Genomic DNA, 25,437 nt, shown 5'->3' with positions numbered 1-25,437 from the left:
ACGCTATTGATTCCTATTATATTAATTCAGCCAACCGGTTCTGCTGTTTTTAAATATCGCATCACCGTGTTTAATCCCACTTTAAGCGTGCGACTGGTGTGTCTTATTCCGGCGCCCTGCGAAGCCATTTCGATAATTTTTTCTTTCATTCCGGGCTGGTGTGCTCGATATAAATAAGATAGCTGAAAGGTTCTTTTACAGTCATTGCAGTAGTATCTTGGGTAACCGCCCCGCCCTTTACCATGCTTCCTGACAGGCTGAGTCTCGTTACAGTGACGACATGCAACTTCAATCGTGACCATCTTCCACCTCCTTCTGGATAAAAATAATCTGGTATTAAATAACCATGATAGCAATACGTTATAAGATATTAATGAGTGCCGTGATATGAAGAATTTAATCCTGATATCAATTCACTTCCTGTCCTTTCCGATAATATTTATCAGCTGACGTGACAAATAAAATTTACCCCAGTCTTAAAAATTCAGCCGCAATAATTTGAGTGTAGCAAAATAGTTTTACTATTTTAACCATTGATTATCAATATATAGTAGTTTTATAAATACTGGTATTTTTGACAGTTACCAATAATTAAATTTCATATTATTATTCAAAGTTAAACTTTAAATAAGTGGAATAATAATACCTTTCATACAACGATAAATATCTCATTCAATCCATCTTCTTTACATCCACACACAATAGCCACACCCTTGGTATGCCTTTGTTGCGCATTCTTATACTGACAACCATGGCAATAATCCGTACCATAGCCCTCCCGCGATTCTTCTGCGTTTTTTATTAAAAATGAGAAGTAGCCGCAACATACTTTTGAACCAAAGCAACCGGACAAACAGAGCTATCGGCATGAGTACATCAGCAGCGCTTAACCAAAAAGAACAGTACAATCTGAATAAACTCCATAAAAGACTGCGTCGCAACGTCGGGGAAGCCATTGCTGACTTCTCGATGATTGAAGAAGGCGATCGGATTATGGTGTGCCTGTCCGGCGGCAAAGACAGCTATGCCATGTTGGATATTCTGCAAAACCTACAGCGAAGTGCTCCGGTTAACTTTGAGCTAATCGCGGTTAACCTCGATCAGAAACAGCCGGGCTTCCCTGAGCACATCTTGCCTGAGTATCTTAAAGCGCTGGGCGTTGAATATAAGATTGTTGAAGAAAACACTTACGGTATTGTTAAAGATAAAATCCCGGAAGGTAAAACAACCTGCTCCCTATGCTCTCGCTTACGCCGAGGCATTCTGTATCGTACCGCCACTGAACTTGGTGCCACTAAAATTGCTTTAGGCCACCACCGTGATGATATTCTACAAACCCTATTTTTAAATATGTTCTATGGCGGCAAGCTAAAAGGTATGCCACCAAAGCTGATGAGCGATGATGGTAAACACATTGTCATTCGCCCTCTGGCTTACTGCCGCGAGAAAGACATTGAGCGCTATGCTGAGGCAAAAGCCTTCCCGATTATTCCTTGTAATCTGTGTGGCTCGCAGCCGAACCTACAGCGTCAGGTGATCAAAGAGATGCTCAATGATTGGGACCGACGTTACCCGGGTCGAATCGAAACCATGTTCAGTGCAATGCAAGACGTTGTCCCTTCTCACCTGTGCGACCGAGAACTGTTTGACTTCGGTGCCATACAACACGGAATGGATGTTATTGACGGCGGCGACTTAGCCTTTGATCGGGAAGAACTGCCGCTGACTCCGGCTGGCTATACCCCGGAAGAAAGCGATGATTTAAGTATTAACGTCATTGAAGTGAAATAAAAATTACTCACACCTCAGGCAGCCTGCCTGAGGTGTGTTAATTAGAGCCATTTGCTGCGCTTGAGCCACAACACAATTCCACCGCCTACTGCGAGTAAACACAAACAGAAAAGTGCAAAAGCCCCTTCTTTATTTCCCCCGGGAATCCCCCCCAGATTGACACCAAATAACCCGGTTAAGAAAGTCGCGGGTAAAAACAGCATCGCCATCAGCGACATAGTATAGGTCCGTCGATTCATCGACTCGGCAATCAGCGCATTAATTTCATCAACCAGTACCGCAGTACGGGAAATTGTGGCATCAAGATCGTCTAATCCGCGGCCTAATCTGTCTGCAATATCCTGCATGCGGTGCCGGTCTTCATTGGTCATCCAGGGCAGACGTTCACTGGCAAGCCGTGAGAAAACGTCTCGCTGAGGAGATAAGTGGCGACGTAATACAATTAGCTGCTTGCGGATCAGCGACATCTCACCTCTGGGCGGAACGTTGCGGTCAAGTAATCCGTCTTCAAGATCGATAACCCGGCCATGAATATCATCAATAAAGCTACTGGCCTGATCGGTTAAATAATCAAGAACTTCAACCAGCCAGTCTCCGGTATGGGTAGGTCCGGTATTTTTTTTCAGTTCATTAACCACCTCATCGACCGCATAAATAGGCCGATGGCGGGTAGATAAAATCAGACTATCGGTAATATAGATACGCATAGTCACTAACGGATCGGGTAGTGAATCACTATTTAGGTTAATGCTGCGTAAGATAATTAACGTCCCGTCGGCCTGACGGGAAACTCTCGGGCGGCAGCTTTCGCCAGATAAAGCCTCTTTAAAACTTTCAGGTAGTAGCTGGGTTGACTTAAGCCATGCAAGACTTCCTTCTTGCTCATAGTCAAAATGTAACCAACCCGGTCGTTCCGGAGTGACTTCAGTCTTATCATTTAGCGGTAACATCCCGCCTTTACCATCTAGCTGACAAGAGTGTATTTTCTGCTTAACCGCTAATTGCTTACCGGTAATTTTGTCCACCACCACCACCTTTATCTATCTTCACCATCCGCTTTCCGTCCATGTACTGCGCATCCGGATTAAAGTTTTTTATCCAAAACTGCCGTCGTCAGGCGGGAGATACAACACAATCTTTCTGCTTCATCATAAATTTTAATTTCCCAAACCTGATGGGTTCGGCCTAAGTGAATCGCTGTGCATACACCGCGCACCAAGCCTTTTTTAGCCGCCCGCAGATGATTAGCATTAATATCAATACCAACGACCTGTGATTCACCCTCACAGCAAAGATATCCGGCGACAGAACCTAGGGTTTCAGCCAATACCACGGATGCTCCGCCGTGTAATAAACCAAAGGGTTGTACTGTACGATGATCAACGGGCATCGTCGCTTCCAGACTGTCGGCATCTTGTTTAGTATAGACAATACCTACGTGCTCAATCATGGTGTCTTTAGACATCTGATTGAGCTCTGCTAACGACTTCTCACGCTTCCACATAACGCTTATTCCTTTATTTTAAAGATGGCTTACTCAACTTAGACCAGTTCGAGCAATGCCTGTAATGGATGTTTTAATACCACACCGTCAAAACGTTTAACCTGACTGCGACAGGAATAGCCGGTAGCTAGACAGCGCTCCGCCGGTTTGGATGATAAAGCACTTTGCCACGACAGCGCATAAATACCGGCGGAATTCTCCGCATTATCAGCCTCATGACCGTAAGTTCCCGCCATACCGCAACAGCCTAAATTGACATTATCCAACTGAGCGCCAAAGTGACTAAATAAGGTTTGCCACTGTTTACTGCTGGCAGGAAGTGCGGTACTTTCTGTACAGTGACCGAATAGGTACCAAGGCTCTTGAGCTGAACTCTTTTCAGGAAAACGGCTCAGGTTGTCGGTCAGCCATTCATGTACCAGTTGAACCTGAAAGCTTCCGCGCTGTGCGCCCAAAATATGGTTGTATTCATCTCGATAACAAAGGACTAAGGCCGGATCTACCCCCACCATCGGAATATTCAGCTTGGCCACGCGATTTAGCATCTCTGCCGTACGCTTAGCCGTTTTAGCAAACTGATGCAGAAAACCTTTAATATGCTGTGCCTTACCGTTAGGTGAGAACGGTAACACTACCGGTGACATCCCCAGCTTTTCGACTAACTTAACAAAATCGGACACCACTTTAGCATCGTAATAGCTGGTAAACGGATCCTGAACAATCAGCACATAGTTTTGTCTGGCATCCGGCGCTAAGCCTTCTAGCTGTTCCAGCGTCATGGTGCAGGACTTATGCCCCTGCAACTGCTGTTTTAAGGTCGGAGAGGAGAGTAACGGCAGGTTAATCATCCCGATACTCTTAGCCCCCAACGACTGCACCCAAGGTTGACCAATAAAAAAGTTAAACACTTTCGGCGCTTTAGCCATAACGGGCGCATAGCTCTCAACCGAGGCTACCAGATAATCTCTGGCCGGGCGCAAATAGCGGGTATGGTAAAGCTGCAGAAAACGAGAACGAAATGCCGGAACGTCGATTTTTATCGGGCACTGAGTCGAGCACGCTTTGCAGGCTAAACACCCGGCCATTGATTGTTTAACTTCATGAGAGAAATCATATTCTCCCTGACGCTGGCGCCAGCTGTTCTTGGTCTTGCTTAATAGCCCCCGCCAGCTGATACGCTGTTCGGTCAACTGTTGCTCAATCAGCAGTGGATCTGTTCCCTGTTCGGCTAACAGCCTCAGCCATTCGCGAACTAGAGACGCCCGACCTTTCGGAGAGTGAACGCGATTAGCACTGATTTTCATCGACGGGCACATCGGGCTGTTTACATCAAAATTGAAACACAGACCGTTGCCATTACACTCCATCGCGCCTTTAAAGGCGCTACGAACTGCCAGCGGAATAGTACGGTCAAAGGTTCCTCGCTTCACCGCATCCACTTTAAACACCGGATCGTCTTTGCCTTTTGGCGGGCAAATTTTGCCGGGATTAAGCCGGTTATCCGGATCGAATGCCGCTTTTATGCGGCGCAGTTCATCGTAAAGTTCCGGGCCAAAGAATGCCGGGCTGTACTCAGCTCTGAACCCCTTCCCATGTTCCCCCCATAGCAACCCGCCATACTTAGCCGTCAGGTTAACAATTTGGTCGGAAAGCTGCTTCATTAGGATTTCTTGCTGAGGATCGCACATATCTAACGCCGGTCGAACGTGCAACACTCCGGCGTCAACGTGACCGAACATGCCATAGGCCAGATTGTGGCTATCCAGTAATGCCCGGAACTCTGTAATATAATCCGCCAAGTGCTCCGGAGGTACGCAGGTATCTTCGGCAAATGGAATCGGCTTGGCTAACCCTTTGGCATTGCCCAGTAAGCCAACGGCTTTCTTGCGCATGCCATATATCCGTTCAATATCGGCCAGATCGTTACACAGCTGATAGCCAATTACCCCGGCCTCTTGCGCCGCCATCAATTGATCTAATCGGGTACATAGTTGTTCAACCTGGGCATTAATTCGTTGCTCATCATCCCCGGCAAACTCGATAATATTCAACCCTTGCATATCTTTATCTGGGACATCGGTAATTAAATTTTTCACCGATTCCCAAACGATGTCTTCCCGCGCCAGATTAAACACTTTGGAGTCAACGGTTTCCACCGACAGGGCTTTCACTTCAACCATCAAAGGCGCGTTTCTTAGCGCTGAGTCAAAGCTGTCATACTTGACATTCACTAAGCGTCTTACTGCTGGTAACCGCGTAATATTCAGGCGGGCTTCGGTAATAAAGGCCAGCGAACCTTCGGAGCCGGTCAAAATACGGCTTAGGTCAAAGGTCTGTAAATCATCGCTGAATACATGGCGCAGGTCGTAACCGGTTAAGAACCGATTGAGCTTAGGAAACTTATCTAACACCAACTGACGCTGAAGACGACACCGTTCGATTACCGTTTGATAGACCTGCCCGGCCTGAGTCTGTTGCTCGGCGAGCTGTTCTGCCAGTGCCACCGGCATGGCATGAGTATCTAGCAGTTCTCCGTTAAGCAAGACGCTTCTTAAACCGAGCACGTGATCCGATGTCTTACCATAAACCAGTGACCCCTGGCCGGAAGCATCGGTGTTGATCATGCCGCCAAGCGTTGCCCTGTTACTGGTAGAAAGCTCCGGCGAAAAGAAATAGCCTCTTGGCTTGAGATACTGATTTAACTGATCTTTAATAACGCCAGCTTCAACCCGCACCCAACCCTGCTCCAGATTTAACTCCAGAATACGATTCATATAACGCGACATATCAACCACGATGCCATCGTTAAGGGATTGCCCGTTGGTTCCTGTCCCGCCACCTCTTGGTGTGAATTTCAGTTGAGCGAACTGCGGCAAATGTCCGGTACGGGCAATTAGCACCACATCGGCAGTAGAACGCGGGAAAACTATCGCCTGTGGCAATAGCTGATAAATACTGTTGTCCGTCGCCATTGTCAGACGGTCAGCATAACGGGTCGCAACATCGCCGCTAAAACCCGACTGTTTTAGCGCATCCAGATAATCCTGAACCAGTAAGTCTACTCCCGGAGCCTGCTTAAGTTGTGGAATCATTTGCCATTTATCTCTGTTGTTATTTTGTTTTTTATAGATTTTACATTACCCATTGCGTCACCTATTGACCAACTTATTACGCCGGTGACCAGCGGATTAAATTAGCACAGTACTTTATCGTTTGCGTACTCAATCAGCTAAATTTATTACATCTTATGGGACATCCTTATATGGCGGACAAAAAAACTGAGTAAGGCTTGATAACTAAAGCTTTATTCCACTGGTTAACTTATATTTATCAATTTATTAAACTAAGATGGTAGTTCTGCCAACCATACTCGATAATATAAGTTGATGTTCTACTAATTTCTCAATGAGCCTGAATGAATGAACCAACCTCATAAACGTTACGATCTTGCCCGCCTGATGTTTGGCATACTCTTTATTGCCATCCTGATTTTGGCCTGTTTTTGGGTAATCCAACCCTTTATTCTGGGATTTGCTTGGGCCGGCATGGTGGTGATTGCAACCTGGCCACTTTTACTGCGGGTGCAAAAGTTGACCTGGGGGCGCAGAGCTCCGGCCGTTATTATTATGACTCTGCTGCTGGTATTGCTGTTTGTTCTGCCATTTAGTCTGGTGATTAACAGCATTGTTGACAACAGCGGCACGCTGGTTAACTGGTTATCTAAGCCGGAAAATTGGCATATCCCGACCCTGACCTGGATTGAAAATATTCCGATGGTTGGAGACGGGTTGCTGGCGACATGGCAATCCATGACGGCTGACGGTGGGAAAAAGCTGGTTGCCAGCGTTCAGCCTTATGCCGGTGCCAGTGCGACATGGTTTGTCTCTCAAGTCGCACACGTAGGTCGCTTTATGCTTCATGGAACCTTAATGGTGGTCTTTAGTGCCATTCTCTACAGTAAAGGAGAGGCCGTTGCCACCGGCATTCGACATTTTGCCTTACGTTTAGCCGCAGAACGTGGTGAATCAGCCGTTATTCTGGCGGGGCAAGCCATTCGTGGCGTGGCGCTGGGGGTAGTGGTAACGGCATTAGTTCAGGCCCTTCTCGGTGGTATCGGGCTGGCCGTTGCGGGTATTCACTATGCAACGCTACTCACCGTTCTGATGTTTATCTGCTGTCTTGCACAAATCGGACCGTCTCTTATCCTTGGTGCTGCCGTTATTTGGCTGTACTGGACTGGCGATAATACTTGGGGGACAGCGCTATTGGTATGGGGATGTTTAGTCACATCTCTGGACAACGTCCTTCGCCCGATGCTAATTCGTATGGGCGCTGACCTTCCGCTGCTACTGATTTTGTCAGGTGTTATTGGCGGGCTGCTGGCTTTCGGTATGATAGGCCTATTTATCGGTCCGGTCGTATTAGCCGTGTCTTATCGCTTAATGACCGCATGGATCAATGAAGTTCCTCAACCGCTGCCAGCAATACCGGATGTCTCTGAAGAAATTTAGTATTAGTTTGGTATTTTAACTCCCACGGTGGGATAAACAGAAAAGGCCCTGAGAGTAATCTCAGGGCCTTTAATACAACGCAAGTGGAACCAACACCCTAAATTTATCTATCGCTATAGAAGCATATTATCAATGTTGAATAGCTCTATACTTATCTATTATCGACGTCAAATTATCTGTTTGTGGTTAAACCTAACTGTTGGTAATGCTGTTATGCCAATGAAGCACGTCTGAATGTTCTATTTTACTGATTGAAAATGATAATGTTTTCTCAAGATAAGCGGGTAAACCTTAACCTATCTAATATTAACAGCACATTGGCATAACATAATTAAGATACTACCGCTGATGGCTCATCGTCTTTATAATAGGCTGAGTAAACATATTTTATTTGGAAAGTTTTACAACAACTAACACAATAAAAACGTTGGTAACCAGCCCTACCTTTCCCATGCTTTCTGACAGACTGCGAATCCTGACAATAACGACATGGAGTCCTTTTTTTGAATATCATACAAAACCCCTTAACTTTATTCATTGGATTAAATTAAACGTCGGGATTAAATCTATCTTGTTTCCAAATAGGGTGTTATCCAAAAAACGAAAAAGTAGAGTAAAACCATAAAAAACACATTGGTAAATAATAATAAAAAATTTTATGAAATTTAAAATAGCGTTAATTAAAAGTAAATAAAAATGGAACTAGCTAAAAAACCTCACAAAAAACCTACTACAGGTCATTTTAATTAATCAGATCATATGGCTATCAGGACTATTAAATAATTACTCATCGATTTAGGCTTAATGAGTAATCATTTAAGTTAATACTAAGAAATCAAACTGTAGCTTAAGAACACACGCCTACTACAATCGAATAAAATGAATAGTATTCCTATCGATACCGCTCAGGATACCGTATCTAAAAATGCCCGACGATTTCTCACCAAAGTGTGGCTGGGATACTCGCCGAATGTCTTACGATATTGTTCAGAAAATCGTGAAAGGTGTTGAAAACCCCAGCGCGTAGCAATGCTGGATACTGAACAGTTGGCCGTAGCCATTAATAGATCGCGTAACGCACCGTTCAATCTCATATTCAGAAACCACTTCCCCGGGGGCATGCCCACAGAGTTTCTAAAAATAAGTTCCAGAGCCCTAAGGCTATAACCCGTACGTTGAGCAATGTTAATCAAGCTGGTATTCATGTCATCATGAGACATCACAAAATACTCACTGTCGAGAATCAAGTTATTATGCCGCTGAGATATTAAGCTTTTTTTAGCCTGAAGATTTCCAACGCCATGAGCATCGCATATAGCGGCAACGTAACTATTTAATAAAGTGTCAGATAATTGAGTAAAACCACGCGAAGAAACGCCTGACTGCTTGTGCGTTTGCCCGATAGTAAATATTTCATCCGTTAGCTTAATCAGCTTCTCTACTTCACCTTCATCCAGCTGTAAAGAGGTGATCCTGTCTTGGGAAATAGCGATAGATTTTCCGGAATAGTTAATAATAGCCTGCTGTAGCATTTCTCTGGGAATCGCGTAATTAATCCAGCGGGCGGGACCATCGGAGTGATATAGCAATTCCGCCCCTTCCGGATAAATCAACAATTCATTACCCGAAACGCTGGCCATATTATAGCGAGTGACCTCACTTCCATAGGCCATTAAGCTAAGACATACGCAATCTGATGGCATACACCCCCGGGCAATCACGGGGAAGCTATAGTTTCCTGTTTCAAGCCGACAGTCGCCCAACATCATTCTCTGGTGATATAAACTTAGTTGAGCAGAAGAAAGTAACCTGTGCTCAAAATATCCACCATAGATGACATCAGATGCTTTAACGACGTCAAGACCAAGATAAACATTACATTGATAAATTGATGAAGATGGCATGGCATACTCTTTTCACTAATAATTTCGTTTTTTGGATAATTAGATACGTCACCCAGGCTAAATAAAAAGCCTAAGTTCCAGCGTTAATGTTGGCGGATAACGCCAATGCCTATATATCTCATTTTTATATTTTATCCTTCAGCAACAACCTGATAACAATTAGTCAGTGAGGCCTGAATGTGTGAATATAAAAAAATAAATTTAATCTCTAAAAAAGAGATTACCCTGATAGCAATAGTTTGCTCTCATATGCAAAAACGTAGCGCCTGCAATGAGTTCCGTTATTTAGTCTTACTTACGTTGATAGTTATCAACGTTTACGCCGGTATTAATTAATAAAAATAAGGCCCGCCGGTATTGTTGAGATACAACTTAGACTAGTTTGAAAAAAGCCGTTATCCAAAAAACGAAAAAATGGCCATAAATTAATAAAAACTCAAAAAATGCCGGTTAAGTTCTTCTTGCCATACAAAAAAACCATCTTCTTCAACTTAACATTGAAAACTAAAAGCTGAGCTATTCATTTATTAACACGAATGCAAACAAGTGTATTTAAAATAATAAATATTATTACAACTGGAAATTCATTCTAATAAATCAATACACGACCATTAATAATAAAATTCCGAATTCATTTTATGAAGAGGTAAAATATGAACTTAATAAAACTCCCGCGGCAAACCAAATGAGTAATAAAGTAATAGCAACTAAATCCCCTCCCTATTCCCCCATCACCACCTAAATTAAAAAAGTGAAAAATAACCCTATAAATCAAATTAATACACCACTTTGTTCATAAAATAAATTTAATTAATACGTAGGAGTATAAAATATCGGCATAAAATAAAACTGTAGATTAATAATAATAAATTAAAATACTTCATCAGAAAACAACATACAAACGAGATAGTTACAATAAGTTAATAGTCCATTAAATATAATAATCATAGTTATTTTATGTGCGTGTTCGCCCTTAAACACCACTGTATCCAATGAGATGTCTGTTTAATTTCAATGACAATGATTATAATAGTGATGTATAAAATCAAGCATCGAAGTTATTCTTAAGTGCTTCAATCACTATCCAAAAAGCGAAACAAATACTCATTTGAGCAAACTCAAAAAACAACTTAATATCATTAACTTAAAAGATATTTCATCCAAATTTGATGATAAGCCCGAAATGATACTAAGATTGATTTAGCACCTTTCCTATATGGTGAATGATTCCCCCGATAGAACCATCCCAAAAAATAATTCAAGTAACGTCGCGATAGCATGCAGCGACCTTGTCGAGACGACTCCGGTAAGTCATTCGACTGAGCAAACATCGTCAATAAAGGTGCAGCTTGAAGTATGAAGAGTATAAACTAAAGCATCTCCCCTATTGACCCACATCGTTTTTTCAAGCTCGTGATAGCATAGAGGTGTAACATTGGAACCAAGTATTGCCGTCGCCGCACAAGATAGGCGTGATTAACGTGGACATATTTTCAAACAAAGGTATTGCTATGCCAGATTTGGTTTTCGGAGCATCCCTTTACTTTCCTCCGGTATTTAAGGCCCTGATGCTTGGCTTTATAATATGGCTATTGATACATCGCGTAGTGCGTGACTGGCTCTATTCAGGTGATGTCTGGCACCCTACGCTGATGGACCTGTCTATTTTTATTATCTCCGTTAGCGGCTCGATGTGGATATTAACTCGTTGGTAATCTTATGAAGCTAAACACACTAAAATACTTTTCTACGGTAATTGTATTCGCCATTGCCGTAAGTGCGGGTTGGTGGCTGTGGAACTACTATATGCAATCCCCCTGGACCCGTGACGGAAAAGTACGCGCAGAACTGGTGAACATCACACCGGAAGTCTCCGGTAAGCTTATGTCGGTAAATATCAAAGATAACCAGATGGTCAAAAAAGGCGACTTGCTATTTACCCTTGATGAGACCGCCTACCAAATCGAAATCGACAAAGCGCTGGGTGCTCTGGCCAAAGCCGAATCCGATTTAGATAAAGCCAACCATGAAGCCTCTCGCCGCCAACGGTTACCGGCAAATGTTATTTCCAAAGAAGATTTAGACGAAGCGAATCTGACGGTTAAATCAATGCAGGCTAACTATAAAGCCGCGCAGGCGGCACTTGAGCAAACCAAATGGAATTTAGCCCATACTAAAATTACTGCCCCGACGGACGGTTACATCACTAACTTACAAACCCGCGAAGGAAGCTATGCCACTGCCGGCCAGCCATTGGTTGCTCTGGTTGATATCCATTCCTTTTATGTGATGGGCTATTTTGAAGAGACCAAACTTAATAATATTAAACAGGGTAACAAAGCCGATATTACCTTATACAACGGCAGTACCCGACTTGAGGGTGAAGTAGAAAGTATCGGCCGGGCCATTTACGACCAAAGCGTCGAGGGTAATGAAGATATGCTGATGAATGTTAAACCCAACGTTCCATGGGTACGTTTAGCCCAACGGGTACCGGTTAGAATTAATCTGACCCATGTCTCTGACGATGTTCTGCTGGTAGCGGGAACAACCTGTTCCGTATCCATTCATCCATAGTCATTCAAACTAAAGGCATGCCGCGTGAATCTTTCCTGGCTTGAATGGAAAAACACGCCATGGGGTAAAGCAACCAAAGCCCAGTGGCGATATGCATTACGCAATTCTATTGCTATGTGTCTGGCCCTGGGCGTGGCTTTTTTACTCGATCTCGACGAACCATACTGGGCAATGACCTCTGCGGCAGTAGTAAGTTTTCCGACTATTGGCGGGGTCATCAGTAAAAGCATCGGCCGGATTTTCGGTAGCCTGCTCGGGGCGCTGGCCTCAATGCTGATTGCCGGAATGTGCCTGAATGACCCCTGGCTATTCACCTTCTTTATTGCCGGTTGGCTGGCGCTGTGTACCTATATTTCTAATCACTATCAGAATAATGTTTCATATGCTTTTGCACTGGCCGGTTATACCGCAGCCATCATTACCTTCTCTCTGACCGATGCCACAGACTCTATGCAGGTATTCGATATTACTCAGGCGAGGGTGTGTGAAGTGGTCACAGGGATTGTTTGCGGCGCATTGATGATGATGATTCTGCCCAGCACCTCAGACGGTTCAACCCTGCTTGATTCACTGCGTAAAATGCATTTACGCCTGCTGGATCACGCAGCGATGCTATGGCAACCGGACATTACCCCGCAAATGCGAACCTCGCATGAGGGCGTTATCAGCCAAATTCTGACCATGAACGTATTACGCATTCAGGCAGTCTGGAGCCACTACCGCCTGCGCCGTCGTAATAATGTGCTTAATTTTATGTTACACCAGCAGTTACGCTTAACCAGCGTGATCTCCAGCATTCGCCGCATCATGCTTAACTGGCCGGATCAACCGGCCAATTTGCCTGGCGTTTTACAGCAACTATTAGACGAGCTAAAACAGCCGGATACCAATAAATATCGGCTGGCCAAAATATTAAAAGATATTTATCCCGAAAACGGCAGCGATTTCCGCCATAAAACGTTCTGGCTTCATCTGCGTTACTTCTGTTGGCAATATCTTCAGTCCAGCCGCTGGTTGGCCAAGTTAGATGAGATTAATCCAACCAGCCAACTGCAACCGCCTAAAGTGAGCAGTATTGCTCAACATACCGACTCAACGGAAGCCGCTTATAACGCTCTGCGCACCTTTTTATGCATTGTGGTTGGCTGTGCCTTTTGGATTAATACCCAGTGGGATGCCGGTGCATCAGCCCTGACGCTGGCGGCGATCAGTTGCGTACTCTATTCAGCGATACCGTCACCAATTAACAGTATTACCACGCTGATGAAATCACTGGCTCTGCTGTCTGTCGTCTGCTATATCGCTAAATTTGGCCTGATGATACAGATCGATGACTTTTGGGTATTCTGCCTGTTTCTGTTACCGGTATTGCTCACCATGCAAATGTTCAAGCTACAGCATCCGGCTTATGCGGCATTATGGGGACAGCTTATTGTTTATATGGGATCTTTTCTTGCAGTCACCAACCCGCCCAGCTATGACTTTCAAGACTATATTAACGATGACTTCGGCAAACTGGCCGGTGTCATATTGGCAGGGCTAGCGTTTCAGATATTACGCCCGAGCTCAGATAAAATTAAAAGCCGACGTATTATTCGCGCCTTACGCCGGGATTTTATCGACCAGCTAAGCCAAAAGCCCCAACAGAGCGAAAGCCAGTTTGAGTCACGAATTTATCATCGCATTAGCCAGCTTAATCAAAGCAAAGATGAACAATCACGGCTATGGCTGCTACGCTGGGGCGTTGTTTTACTCAACTGTAGCCATATTGTCTGGCAACTGCGTAAATGGCAGGCCAGATCGGACCCTCTGTCCGTGGTGCGTGAAGTCTGCATCCGCTGTCTTAAAGGCATCATGACTGAAAAAGGCGTTCAGCAAAAATCCCTGGATGCTACGCTTCATGAGCTATTACGCATGAGTACCGCCCTTTCCCGCCACCCGGAGAAAGCGGCCCAGGACCTGGCCGGGCTTATCTGGCGGTTATATTGTTCGCTATCCCAGTTGCAACAAACCTATCAGGATAAACCACAGCCCTCAGAGACAGAATTAGCCGCTCCAAATCCATAACGCAGAAAGACCCTGTTCCGCCTGATGAATGCAATATCTCTCTACATTCATTGGGGAACAGGGCCTTAATCAGTCAAATAACCTATTACTGCGTAGCAGCCACGCTATCTTTCTTCAGTGCCATAATAGCCAGTGCGCCAATAACGGTTAGCCCGGCCAGCGTCAATAGCCCGGCCATTGAGTTATCCATCGCCGTTTCAGCTTTGACTCGGATAATCGGAGCCAAAAAGCCGCCAATTGCCCCGAACATATTGACAAAACCGATACCCGCAGCTAACGCAACGCCTGATAACATGCTGGTTGGCATCGTCCAGTAAACCGGCTGTACGGCGATAAAACCCGCGGCAGCAAAGCATAGGGCAATAATCGCAATGACCGGTGAGGCGAAGGCGGAAACGCCGATACCAATACCGGCAATACACAGCGTAATCGCAGCGACGTTACGGCGGTTACCGGTTTTATCGGAATAGCGCGGAATATAATAGGTACCGAACATCGCAGCAACCCAAGGAATTGCAGCCACCAGAGAGGCTTTGAAACCTACCGTAGTGCCTATTAATGCCGCAACCTGAGTCGGTAAGAAGAAAATCAGCCCGTATACGCTGATTTGAATCAGCATATAGATAATAGCCAAGTGCCATACCTGCGGATTCTTCACTGCGTCCAGTAGCCTTGAGGTTTGCTTTTTAGATTCCTCACTGGCAATTTGGTCAATCAACACTTTCTTCTCTTCAGCCGTTAAGAAGCGTGCATTTTCCAGATTGTCATCAAGATAGAAGAAGGTCCACACACCCGCAGCTACCGCAAGCATTCCCTCGATCATAAACATCCAGAACCAACCCGGATGCCCGCCGAATCCATGCATTTCTAACAGCGCACCGGACAGCGGCGATCCTAAGGTTAACGCCAGCGGGGCTCCCATATAAAACAGCCCCATCACGCTGGCTCGGGTCCGCTGAGGGAACCACTGTGACGTCAGATAAATCATACCGGGAAAGAAACCGGCTTCCGCAGCGCCTAACAGGGTACGAACCGCTAAGAATTTCCATTCAGTATCACAAAATGCCATTGCGGAAGACAAAACCCCCCAGCAAAGCGTAGTAACACCGATCCATTTTCTGGCACCAAAGTGCTTCATTAATAAGTTAGCCGGTGCGCCCAGGCAGGCATAAGCAATAAAAAATATTCCCGCGCCGAGTGCATAAGCTTCATTGCTTAAGCCGGTATCTAATTGATAGGACTGTTTAGCAAAACCGATATTTGCCCGATCTAAAAAGGCCAATATATAGAGCGCAAGCATAAAAGGAACCAAGCGCCAGCGCGTTTTAGTTACAGCCGTGTTGAGAACCGTAGTCATAACTAGATCCTTGATTATTAAATTATTATTAGGATATATACCTAACGTTATTCACGTTTCTGCGGCGCTAGTACCACAGCTCAAGTACAGAGGGTATATTGCCTGCTCCGCTGATGAGGAGCAGGCTTAAATCATTCATTGAATGACGATTACTCGTTAGAAATTAGTGTGTGTACGGGCGCGTTAGTTTGCACTCCGGATTTAACTCTACGCCAAATCCCGGTTTATCTAACACAGACTTATGCATACGTCCGTTCACCGGTACCGGCTCATCTAATAAAATTGGATCAAACTGCGGCCGCATAGTGGAGCAGTCCGGGCTGGTCATTAAGAATTCGCTGAATGGCGTGTTGGTAAAGGTAATTACCGCATGGTGGGAATAAACCGAAGAGCCATGAGGCACCACCAGTTGACCGCGAGATTTAGCGATTGCCGCAATTTCAACCAGCGTGGTTAAGCCACCACACCAGCCCACATCCGGCTGCATAATATCGATACCGGTTTCAGACAGAGTACGGAACGACTGCAGCGAGCCGTGGTGCTCACCGGAAGTGACCAACATGCCTACCGGCGCATTACGCTTAAGTTCAGCATAGCCTTCGTAGTTTTGCGGCGGTAAACACTCTTCAATCCACTTCAGATTATAAGGTGCACAGGCATGAGCCAGCTTAGTGGCGTAGTTCACATCCTGACTCATCCAACAGTCCAGCATCAGCCAGAAGTCCGGACCGCACTTCTCACGCATATCGGCAACCATGGCGGCATCTTTACGGATACCGGCATCACCGTCATGCGGCCCCCAATGGGTTGGCATTTTACCGCCAATAAAGCCAAATTCTTTAGCCAGGTCCGGGCGAGCACCGGTGGCATAGAACTGAATTTCTTCGCGTACCGCGCCACCCAACAGCTTGTATACCGGCAGGTCGACGACTTTACCGAACAGATCCCATAGCGCTAAATCGACGCATGAAATGGTGTTCATCACTAAGCCACCTGAACCCGCGTAATACATCGTGGCGTTCATCATCTGGTCATGAATTAATTTAATATCAGAGACGCACTTGCCTTCGATGAAGCGGTTAAGGTGTTTCTCAACGATAAAACAGCCCATTTCTCCGCCGGTAGATACGGCAAAACCTTTAACACCGTTTTCAGCTTCAACTTCAACAATCAGCGTGCCCAGTACGTTAATACCAAACGACTGACGGGATTGTTCATACTGCTTATATTTACTCATTGGTGTAGCAATATGGTCATCAATCCAGTGAGATGACCCCTGATCGTGATAATCAGCACCACCGGAACCTTTTTCCGCCGTGGCTCCACCCATAAAATAAGCTCTGACCTGTTTGATTTTAGGTAAGTTCATGGTTATCCTCTGTTTCGCTAGTTGGCAATCTTTATAAGTTGTTGCAGGGCTTTCTCTAGTTTATTTTTTATTGAGTTAGCCTTTTCTTTTACTGAGTCAATTTGTGGGAAAGGCGTTTCCCCCATATCGAACCCTCTTAATTCCAATCCCAATTTGTAGCCTATCGGGAAAGGTAATGAAGACATCATCATCATCACAGGCAGAGCGGCCATTTGTAGCTCATGCGCCTGCTGGTCTTTTCCTTCCATTGTTAAACGATAAATCTTCGCCATCACTTCAGGCAAAACCCCCGAAGTCGCCGTCATACAGCCTTCACCGCCTGCTTTTAGTGAAGGATAAAGAAACTCTTCCCGGCCGGTTAATACCTTAAATTCCGGATTAACCTCGTGACACAAAGAGAGCATTTGCATAAATTCCACCGCATTGCCGCCGGAATCTTTAATACCGACGACATTAGGTAGCCGTGCCAGTTCTGCCACCATCGCAGGCGTCAGAGCATCGGCAAAAAATGGAATATTGTATAAACACACCGGCAGTTCGGTACTTTGAATTATCTGCTTCATGGTGTTTACAATCACTTCAGACGAGTGACGATAAAAGGTCGGTGGCATTAAAACTAAGCCGGCCGCGCCCTTTTCTTTAGCAAACTTACCCAGAGCAATACTCTCCTGAGCAGTACTGGCGGGAATACCACACCATACCGGAACGCGCCCGGCAGCTTGATCGATCACCGTTTCCATCAGTGAGCATTTTTGCTCAAATGACATCAGACCGGATTCGCCGACTGAACTGACCGGAAACAGCCCGGTTAATCCGGCGTTAATCTGAAAATCAACAATCTTCCTGAGTTCAGCTAAATCAGGTACACCATTTTTCCATGGGGTTAACATGGCGCTATAAACGCCAGCGGGTCGAATCATGACGGTTTTACTCCTTACTTGTGGTGATGTCCGAGCTCTCTGGAAATCAGTTCTGCTGCACGCATTACTCTTTCCGCTAACATCTGCAGGTTATTCTCGTTGACCTGCAGCGTGGTTCCTACCGCAGAGATAGCGGCGATAAGTTTGTTTGATGAATTAAAAACCGGGGCGGATATACACTGAATATTCAGCAAATCCTCTTGATTATCGAAGCTCCAGCCCCGTTGTTTGATCAATGCCAGCTCATTAACCAGCTCGCTCTCTGAGGCCAGCGTATAAGGGGTCATCACTTTAAATTCAATGGCTGACATCAGCTCTTTCTGGCGTTCAGGACTCACCCACGTCAACAGACATTTACCCAACGCAGAGCTATAAAGTGAAACGCGTTTGCCCTCCCATGAACGCACCTGAATAGTGCTTTGCGAATCGACCTTCAGCAGATAGATCGGATCATCGCCGTCAAGAATACCTAAATGGCATACCAGACCGGTATCGAGCATCAGTTGGGTAAGGTGATCTTTGGCTATTTTACGCAGGTCAAGCTGTGCAACTGAACGGCTACCCAGCTCCATTAGTTTTAAGCCCAACCGCAATGAACCATCATCACTTTGAGCCAGCAGGCGTAACTTCTTGAGTTCATCAATCATTAAGTACAGTGAGCTTTTCGGTAGCGCCAGACTGGTGGCGATATCCGTCACTGAGCAATGGCCATTTTCCGCAACAAAATCGAGAATATCGATAGCTCTGGAAAGCGCCGGAACTTTTGATTTCTTACTATTTTCCATTATGTTGGAATCCATTCTTTTATGTTAGACATAGTTCTACCACCGTTAGAAAAATACACAAATATCAAAATGCACGATCTGTGAGCCTGCTCTCACCGAACAATATTTGTGCAAACATATTCGACAAAAAATTCCAACATAATGGAATTATTTATCATAAAAGTCATATTTTATAACCAGTTGGAATATTTTATCGCTAAAGCGTAATGAACATACAACGTGAGGGATTGCTGGAAAAACAAACAAAAATCATGATTAAAAAAACGGGCATTGGTGATTCACCAACGCCCAAGCAACATTCAATTTTATCTATTCAGTAATCAGAAGCTAAAACGGTAACCACGGTTAATCTGATGCTGCTCGAACCTGTTTCCCGCCGAACTATCGATATCCATATACCGGGTATGCTGTTTATTTATCTGTGCACTAATGCCAAAACCATTATTCCAGCGGCTATAAATATTCTTATAAAATTAAATATAACTTAATTAATGGCTCAGAAACGATAAGTAATACCGGTGGCAATAATAGCGGAGTACGATTTATCAACCATCGGGCTGTCTTTTACTTCGCTGCTTAATGAAATATAACGACCGGATGCAAAAATGTGCCATTGGTCGTTCAAGCTATAGTTAGCCGTAAGTTCGACATAAGGTGCCCAACTGCTTTTTGCATCATATTGTGCAAGCCCGCTACGCTGTGATTCACTATGTGTTATTCCATAGTAATAATGATTAAAGTTACTATTATGCCAGCCAGCACCTATTCCCGGCGTAAGTGTTAGCTTATTCATATTTATCGAATATAAATAGGCTGCATCCGCATTTAATCCATTACTGGTATTCAATGCATCAGAAGAAATCGAAGTTCGAACGCTACCCCAATTAGCGGTATATTTATAGCTCAATCCCGCCATCATCGTTGAGCGGCGTTTATCTAGCGCCTTCATCGCATCGTCGTCACTGTCACCGGGCTTAAAATGTAACGGAGAGTAATAAATATTCAGCGCCAGCCGATCTTGTTGCCCCTTCCATAGATAGGCCCCTGCACTTGGTCCGTTAATATAGAAGCGCTCGCCTTCATAACCAATCATTGGAAATGGTAAAACTTCGCTCTCAATACCTTTATAGGGCAATAACTCAAATACAGTACTTGCCCCAAGGGACCATGAATTATCAGATGCATTAACTACCGGTGAACAGAAAATTCCAAATAATACACTCACTCTAAAAATAATCTTCATTGAACTCCAATTTATATTTTACAGATTTTGGACAAATAGATACCTTTATGGAAATACATATTAAATTTATGCCACTTCCAAGGTGTTTTATTTACTAAAGAATATCAAACAGCAATTTAGGCAATAATAACCTAATGCCAAAAGTATGTTTTAGCCTTTAATGCAAACGATGAAAATCGACTCACCATATAAAAACCATGAACATCGGTGCTAATAATTAGCACGCTCAGTAAATTACTCCTATAAATAATCCAGAAAAGTCATTTTCATTACGAGGGATATCATGAGTATTATTCTATAAAAAAACGGGCGCTGGTTTATTACCAACGCCCGTTTAAAGTCAGTCTTTGTCTATCTGACGATCAAAAGCTAAAGCGGTAACCGCCGTTAATCTGACGCTGATCGAACCTGTTTCCCGTCGAACTATCGATGTCCATATACAGGGTATGCTGCTTATTGATCTGTGCACTCACACCCACACCGTTATTCCACCAGCCGCCTTTAAAGCTATGCTGCTCGGCAGAACCATTCAGCTTATAGTCAACCTCACCGTCAAACTCGCGTACATAGCCGGTTTTCAGGTAAACATCGACCTCCGTATTTTCGCCACTTATTTCATAGCCGACAATCGCGCTGGTACGACCTAACGTCGAGTTGTAACCGCCTAAATCGACCTTGAGTCCGTTACTGGCCGTTATATCAGTACTGTTCTGATGACTGAACGATAACTGGGCCTGAGGTTCAATATAGAAGCCGTTACCCGGCTGGTTCAAACTAAATTTCTTACCGGCTTCTAATGAGAAGCTGATACCGTCAGAACTGCCGTTGCCGCTAACGTTATTATTCTGGCTATCTTGTACATTAAACTTATTTTTCAGTCGGGAATATTTTGCCACCGCATCAGTATAGAAGCCGTTTGATGCCATATAAGTGGCATAAATGCCCATATGGCTGCTTTTAACTGAGCCATCGCCGGAACGGTAGTTAGGATCACCATCAGCCATACCAATAAAACCACCGACCAATAGCGGCATCTGTTCAGCAATACGCTTATCGGCACCAAGCTGAACGCCGTTATAGCTCATATCGAATCCGCTCATTTTACCGGATGCAAATGAATCAAACTTACCGGAAAAACCTCTCAGCCAGACATCACCGCTCTCTCCGTTGTGGCGCAGGTCACCCATACGCTGTAATAGGGTCTGCGTTTCGGCGTAGTTCATCAGATAGCCGATATTCAAGAAATTAGCACCGGCATCGGCCGTGGTGGTTATTTTCCCACCGCCATTTCCGCCATCGGTACCGGGATCAACCGGGGCTACTGGATCTACCGGCACCTGTGGGTCAGTCGGGTCGACAGGGCTAAGGGGTTCTGCCGGCGGTATATAGACACCGGATGAATAGAGATCCCAGTTGGTACTATTCTTGCGAACATCATATAAATAACCGCCCAGTTCAACCTGCGGTGTGCGGCTGTCGAGGCCAAAGCTGGCCTGACCGTCGGTGGTTTCCACCACGGTTAATACTTCATTACCGGTGGTGGCTAAACTACCGCGGTTCAGAATTTTAAGAAAATGGTTACCCGCACTGGTACCCGTAACCACTAAGCGATCGCCAGAGTTATTGACGCCATCACCATCACCGACAATATCGGTACGCATAATAAAGGTACCGCTACCGCTTAAATCACCTACGGTTAATACTGAACCGGTTTTATCTTCAGCGAAGTCAACGGTACTATCATTCAGCACCAGTTTAGTGACGCTAGAATCAGCAATCATATTCCAACGGGTGCCTGCCATCGTCATATTCAGCACACCGCCGTTTACACCATCGGTTGAAGTTGCACCGGTCAGGCTTGAACCTGAAGACATATCGACATTGATCATACCGCCGCGAGACAAAATCCCGCCCTGAATTTCCATCAGGCCGGTAGCATTAATCCGACTGGCAGCATATCCGGCATTATCCTGAGTAGCGATTGCCATTGCGCTCGGATCGGCCATATTAATTACCGTGTGACCAGTCAGATCGACTTGGCTATTGGTCATAGCGTAAACGCCGCGAGAACCTGCAGCGCCATTAACCGTCAGATTTTCACCATTAATGTTACCGCCCCCCATCGCCCAAAGGCCTAATCCCAGGCTACCATTGCGATCGATAGTGATATCGGTATTCGTCAAATTAATCACCGAACCAGCAGCTTGAGCCGAAGCGCCATAAGATCCTCCGGCAAAGATAGAGTTACGGTTAGATTCACTGCCCAGAAAATTAACCACAACGCTGCTTCCACTGGCCACTAATGCCCCTGCCTGAGCCGATGACAAATGACTACCGGCGCCGATATTCGCTTTGGCTTGGGTCCGGGCTTCCAAAGCAATCGCATCGCTGCCAGTGGTGGTGATAGTTAATGCATCGGCATTCATCGTCGCGCTGTACATAATGATGCCGGTAGAATTAGCACCATGAGTCACGATGGTGCTACCGGATCCCAATTCAACCTGTGAATTGTCATTAGCATTAATGCCATACGACATATTTCCATTGGTGGTAACAAAGAGATTAGATGCACTAAATTTAGCCGGGCCTTCAGAAACGGTACCGTTAGAGCCAAAGACATAAACACCCGTAGCACCACGGGCATTGGTCGTAATCGAGCTATTAATACCAAGATCGACTGAGCTGCCATAATTTTGAATATCAATAGCTGCATATATTGAATTTGTCGTAGCATAGGCAGTATTAATTTCAATCGCATTGGCCTTTAATGTCGATGCTCCGCTGACCATAATCGCCTGACCAGAGTTAACACCGGTGACATTAATTACCCCGCCATTGCCTAAATCGGCCGTTGATTTACTGCTGACAACCAGACCGCGAGCAACGTTACCGTTAACAGTAAGGTTTAGCCCATCGGCTTTTAATGCGCTGTTCGTCCCTTGAAGAATAATGCCCTGAGCACTACCCGTGCTTGCTGCATCAGATGTCACGCTCGAACCACTGGCCAAGTCAATAACAGCATTATTGTTGTTATACGGGTTATTGATGGCGTAAAGCGTTCCGCTGGTCAGTTGATTAGCAACGACCTGATCGCCATTATTCAGGGTAATATTACCGCCGGACAGGCTTCCATATTCGGCCGCCAGCGCTTGATTCTGAAAAACGAATGCACTCAGGCTCAACAGGCCGGTAATGGCTAACTGCTGATATAGGGTACGTTGGGTGAATTGACCGCTAGACTTTCCCTGAAAATCCTTTTGATATGCAAACATATCCATTGTATAGCTCCCTTCCCTTTTTTACTGACTCGCCCGTCTTGGGCTATCCTGATACTGACCTTCTTACTTGAAGGCCGACACTCATACTATTTAGAACAACGGGATCAACAATGCCCCCCTTTTCAGGAACACTATTAATTTATTAACTTATTAACAAAAACACGTTTTAACATCAAATTAACAATGTATTTAATCGATATGGGATTTAATTAAATCGAAATACATAGCCGTCAAATTTCATTAGCAAGCTAATCATTAATGAAATTTAAAAAACGCATTGGATATAGCGCGAAATCTAATCCTAATATTTAGTTACCACAAATCGTTATTACCATCATACCACCCCAAAATGATAGTTAAAAACTATCAAAAATGTGATTATCGATCATAAAAAAGACCAGTCATCACAATAAACCAGAGAATAAAAACACCCATTAAATTGATTTTTATATGATAAATTCTTGAGCGATCTTGTGCGGTGATGAAATTATTGAATTATTATTAAATGTCGAACAATATAATAAGCATTTGATTACTTAATTAAGTAACTAAATGATATAGTTAGAAGAATAGGCTCTTTGTGATAAATTAAAAAGCAAACCCCACTTTATTGTTACAATGTGTTGCTATCTTAGATAAGTGATAGCAAGAGGTTAATTCAGATAATAAATGATGCAATATGGATAGAGTAAAGTAAAAAAAAGAAACGGATTGAGATTTTATTAATACAATAATAGCCTACTGTTTATACTCTGATTTTTATACAAATTCATCATATGTCGCCGGCCATTACCGACTATCTATTTTCCTGATGCAAATCTTGCCATGACGGTATGTCTAAAACGCCGACCGCGCAAGTAATAGCATTGACGACAGCCTGAGCCAATACGTCGGCAGCCAAAGTTCCCAATAAATTAACGGAAACATCCACACCCCCGGTGGTGGCCGCAAATATGGTATCCCCATCGCTCATGGTATGAATTGGATAGATACATCTTGCTAAGCCATCGTGAGCCATTTGAGCTATTTTTGTCATCTGACTTTTATTCATATTGGCATTACAGGTAATGATACCAATGGTGGTATTGGTACCAGCTGGACCGCCATCAGTTACGTCTGCCAGCATTAGCGATAACGAACTTTCAATCTCACCCTGTTGATTGCGGGCACCGGCCAGCACCTTCTGAGTGGCAGGATCTCTTACCTCCCCAACGGCATTAACCACCACCATAGCACCAACGATAAGCCCATTAGATAAGGTGATTGACGCTGAACCTAATCCCCCTTTCATGCACAGCGCATGGCCCGCTAATTTACCAACGGTGGCTCCGGTTCCTGCACCAATATTCCCCTGAGGAAAGGCAGATTTATCGGCCTGTTGTGCAGCCCGATACCCCATAGCCGCATCGGGCCGAGATTTAGCATCACCAAAAGCGAGATCGAATATAACCGCAGCCGGCACAATAGGCACCACGCCAACGCCGACATCGAAACCGATATTCTGCTGTTCCAAATAACGCATTACACCGCTTGCGGCGTCCAGACCATAAGCACTGCCACCGGCTAATAAAATGGCATTAACCCGGTCGACCCTATTCACCGGATTGAGTAAGTCTGTCTCTCGGGTACCCGGCGCCGCGCCGCGAACGTCTACACCACATACTGCGGGTTGTTCCATTAAAATTACGCTACAGCCGGTCATGCCGACCAAATCCTGTTGATGGCCAACTTTGATACCGGGAACGTCAATAATTGAACCGCCTGAATTAAACATATCGACTTCCTTCATTGTTGGTTTTAGCTAAATACCCTTGGCTATTTAAATAGCACATTTCACCGCGTCTAACAGTAGTAATGCTTGTCAGTTAAGCATTTCTATATGATGTGACTCCACTCAATCATCATCCCGGCGAAAGCCGGGATCCCGGTTTTAGCTAACCAGTTAATATTTGGCTTAAGGGCTGGACCCCGTTTTTCAACCTGTCTCTTATACACAAGTCCCCGACCTATTCGTTGGGGATTTTTTTGAACTTTTTCTCTGTCTGTTGATCTTTCTTTATATTTCCTCTCATTCTTGATTTTAAAATGTTACTTTCTGACTGCTATTCATGGGCTAAACAGGTTTTCGGGC

Annotated in this window: 18 protein-coding genes; 5 read left to right on the top strand and 13 right to left on the bottom strand. The window is 44.7% G+C overall.

The features are described 5' to 3' along the window. Positions 1–26 precede the first annotated feature (26 nt). The gene (locus YWE_RS31955; RefSeq protein WP_029095229.1) at positions 27–302 is read right to left on the bottom strand and encodes an IS1-like element transposase; all 276 of its coding nucleotides are present in this window, start codon (positions 300–302) and stop codon (positions 27–29) included. Positions 303–867: 565 nt separating this feature from the next. Between YWE_RS31955 and ttcA the strand changes: the two genes are divergently transcribed. Then, positions 868–1,791: a tRNA 2-thiocytidine(32) synthetase TtcA gene (gene ttcA / locus YWE_RS0114665; RefSeq protein WP_029095228.1), complete on the top strand. Its 924-nt coding sequence runs from the start codon at positions 868–870 to the stop codon at positions 1,789–1,791. Positions 1,792–1,832: 41 nt separating this feature from the next. Here ttcA and zntB read toward each other — a convergent pair whose 3' ends face one another. The 3 genes from zntB to ydiJ are packed head-to-tail and all read right to left on the bottom strand — an operon-like array spanning position 1,833 to position 6,387. Beyond that, on the bottom strand, positions 1,833–2,816 hold the full coding sequence (gene zntB, locus YWE_RS0114660; protein ID WP_029095227.1) for a zinc transporter ZntB: 984 nt from the start codon (positions 2,814–2,816) through the stop codon (positions 1,833–1,835). A 59-nt stretch (positions 2,817–2,875) separates the two neighbouring features. Continuing rightward, positions 2,876–3,295, bottom strand: a complete 420-nt coding sequence (locus YWE_RS0114655) for a hotdog fold thioesterase (protein WP_036016174.1) — start codon at positions 3,293–3,295, stop codon at positions 2,876–2,878. A 38-nt stretch (positions 3,296–3,333) separates the two neighbouring features. Further along, on the bottom strand, positions 3,334–6,387 hold the full coding sequence (ydiJ, locus tag YWE_RS0114650; protein ID WP_029095225.1) for a D-2-hydroxyglutarate dehydrogenase YdiJ: 3,054 nt from the start codon (positions 6,385–6,387) through the stop codon (positions 3,334–3,336). Positions 6,388–6,714: 327 nt separating this feature from the next. Between ydiJ and ydiK the strand changes: the two genes are divergently transcribed. Then, the gene (gene ydiK, locus YWE_RS0114645; protein WP_029095224.1) at positions 6,715–7,806 is read left to right on the top strand and encodes an AI-2E family transporter YdiK; all 1,092 of its coding nucleotides are present in this window, start codon (positions 6,715–6,717) and stop codon (positions 7,804–7,806) included. A 905-nt stretch (positions 7,807–8,711) separates the two neighbouring features. On the opposite strand, the gene YWE_RS0114640 is transcribed toward ydiK, so the two are convergent. Continuing rightward, entirely contained in the window at positions 8,712–9,710 is a 999-nt protein-coding gene (locus YWE_RS0114640) for a helix-turn-helix domain-containing protein (protein ID WP_029095223.1), read from the bottom strand. 1,511 nt (positions 9,711–11,221) lie between these two features. Between YWE_RS0114640 and YWE_RS0114635 the strand changes: the two genes are divergently transcribed. Genes YWE_RS0114635 through YWE_RS0114625 form a run of 3 tightly spaced genes read left to right on the top strand, consistent with a single transcriptional unit; the run spans position 11,222 to position 14,354 of the window. Beyond that, positions 11,222–11,425 (top strand): DUF1656 domain-containing protein, encoded by a 204-nt coding sequence (locus YWE_RS0114635; protein ID WP_029095222.1) that lies wholly within the window; start codon positions 11,222–11,224, stop codon positions 11,423–11,425. Positions 11,426–11,429: 4 nt separating this feature from the next. Continuing rightward, positions 11,430–12,287: an efflux RND transporter periplasmic adaptor subunit gene (locus YWE_RS0114630; RefSeq protein WP_029095221.1), complete on the top strand. Its 858-nt coding sequence runs from the start codon at positions 11,430–11,432 to the stop codon at positions 12,285–12,287. Positions 12,288–12,311: 24 nt separating this feature from the next. Further along, positions 12,312–14,354, top strand: coding sequence for an FUSC family protein (locus tag YWE_RS0114625; RefSeq protein WP_029095220.1), 2,043 nt, complete (start codon positions 12,312–12,314; stop codon positions 14,352–14,354). A gap of 85 nt (positions 14,355–14,439) precedes the next feature. On the opposite strand, the gene YWE_RS0114620 is transcribed toward YWE_RS0114625, so the two are convergent. From YWE_RS0114620 to YWE_RS27375, 8 genes are all read right to left on the bottom strand, one after another. Next, a complete protein-coding gene (locus YWE_RS0114620) occupies positions 14,440–15,711 on the bottom strand; it encodes an MFS transporter (RefSeq protein WP_036016165.1) in 1,272 nt (423 codons plus the stop codon). Between the two features lie 163 nt (positions 15,712–15,874). Further along, positions 15,875–17,080: an L-rhamnonate dehydratase gene (gene rhmD / locus YWE_RS0114615; RefSeq protein WP_029095218.1), complete on the bottom strand. Its 1,206-nt coding sequence runs from the start codon at positions 17,078–17,080 to the stop codon at positions 15,875–15,877. A gap of 17 nt (positions 17,081–17,097) precedes the next feature. Next, a complete protein-coding gene (locus tag YWE_RS0114610; protein WP_029095217.1) occupies positions 17,098–18,000 on the bottom strand; it encodes a dihydrodipicolinate synthase family protein in 903 nt (300 codons plus the stop codon). A 14-nt stretch (positions 18,001–18,014) separates the two neighbouring features. Continuing rightward, the gene (locus YWE_RS0114605; RefSeq protein ID WP_036016162.1) at positions 18,015–18,785 is read right to left on the bottom strand and encodes an IclR family transcriptional regulator; all 771 of its coding nucleotides are present in this window, start codon (positions 18,783–18,785) and stop codon (positions 18,015–18,017) included. 320 nt (positions 18,786–19,105) lie between these two features. Continuing rightward, on the bottom strand, positions 19,106–19,246 hold the full coding sequence (locus YWE_RS31675) for an autotransporter outer membrane beta-barrel domain-containing protein (protein ID WP_071605877.1): 141 nt from the start codon (positions 19,244–19,246) through the stop codon (positions 19,106–19,108). Between the two features lie 35 nt (positions 19,247–19,281). Continuing rightward, a complete protein-coding gene (locus tag YWE_RS0114595) occupies positions 19,282–20,028 on the bottom strand; it encodes a MipA/OmpV family protein (RefSeq protein ID WP_029095215.1) in 747 nt (248 codons plus the stop codon). A gap of 362 nt (positions 20,029–20,390) precedes the next feature. Beyond that, positions 20,391–23,306 (bottom strand): autotransporter outer membrane beta-barrel domain-containing protein, encoded by a 2,916-nt coding sequence (locus YWE_RS0114590; RefSeq protein WP_029095214.1) that lies wholly within the window; start codon positions 23,304–23,306, stop codon positions 20,391–20,393. 796 nt (positions 23,307–24,102) lie between these two features. Further along, positions 24,103–25,080, bottom strand: a complete 978-nt coding sequence (locus YWE_RS27375; protein WP_036016159.1) for a P1 family peptidase — start codon at positions 25,078–25,080, stop codon at positions 24,103–24,105. Positions 25,081–25,437: the final 357 nt, after the last annotated feature.

The sequence above is a fragment of the Budvicia aquatica DSM 5075 = ATCC 35567 genome, assembly GCF_000427805.1.
GTDB classification, from domain to species: domain Bacteria; phylum Pseudomonadota; class Gammaproteobacteria; order Enterobacterales; family Enterobacteriaceae; genus Budvicia; species Budvicia aquatica.
The sequence above is the reverse complement of the archived record's forward strand: the minus strand, read 5'-3'. Positions and strand labels throughout refer to the sequence as shown.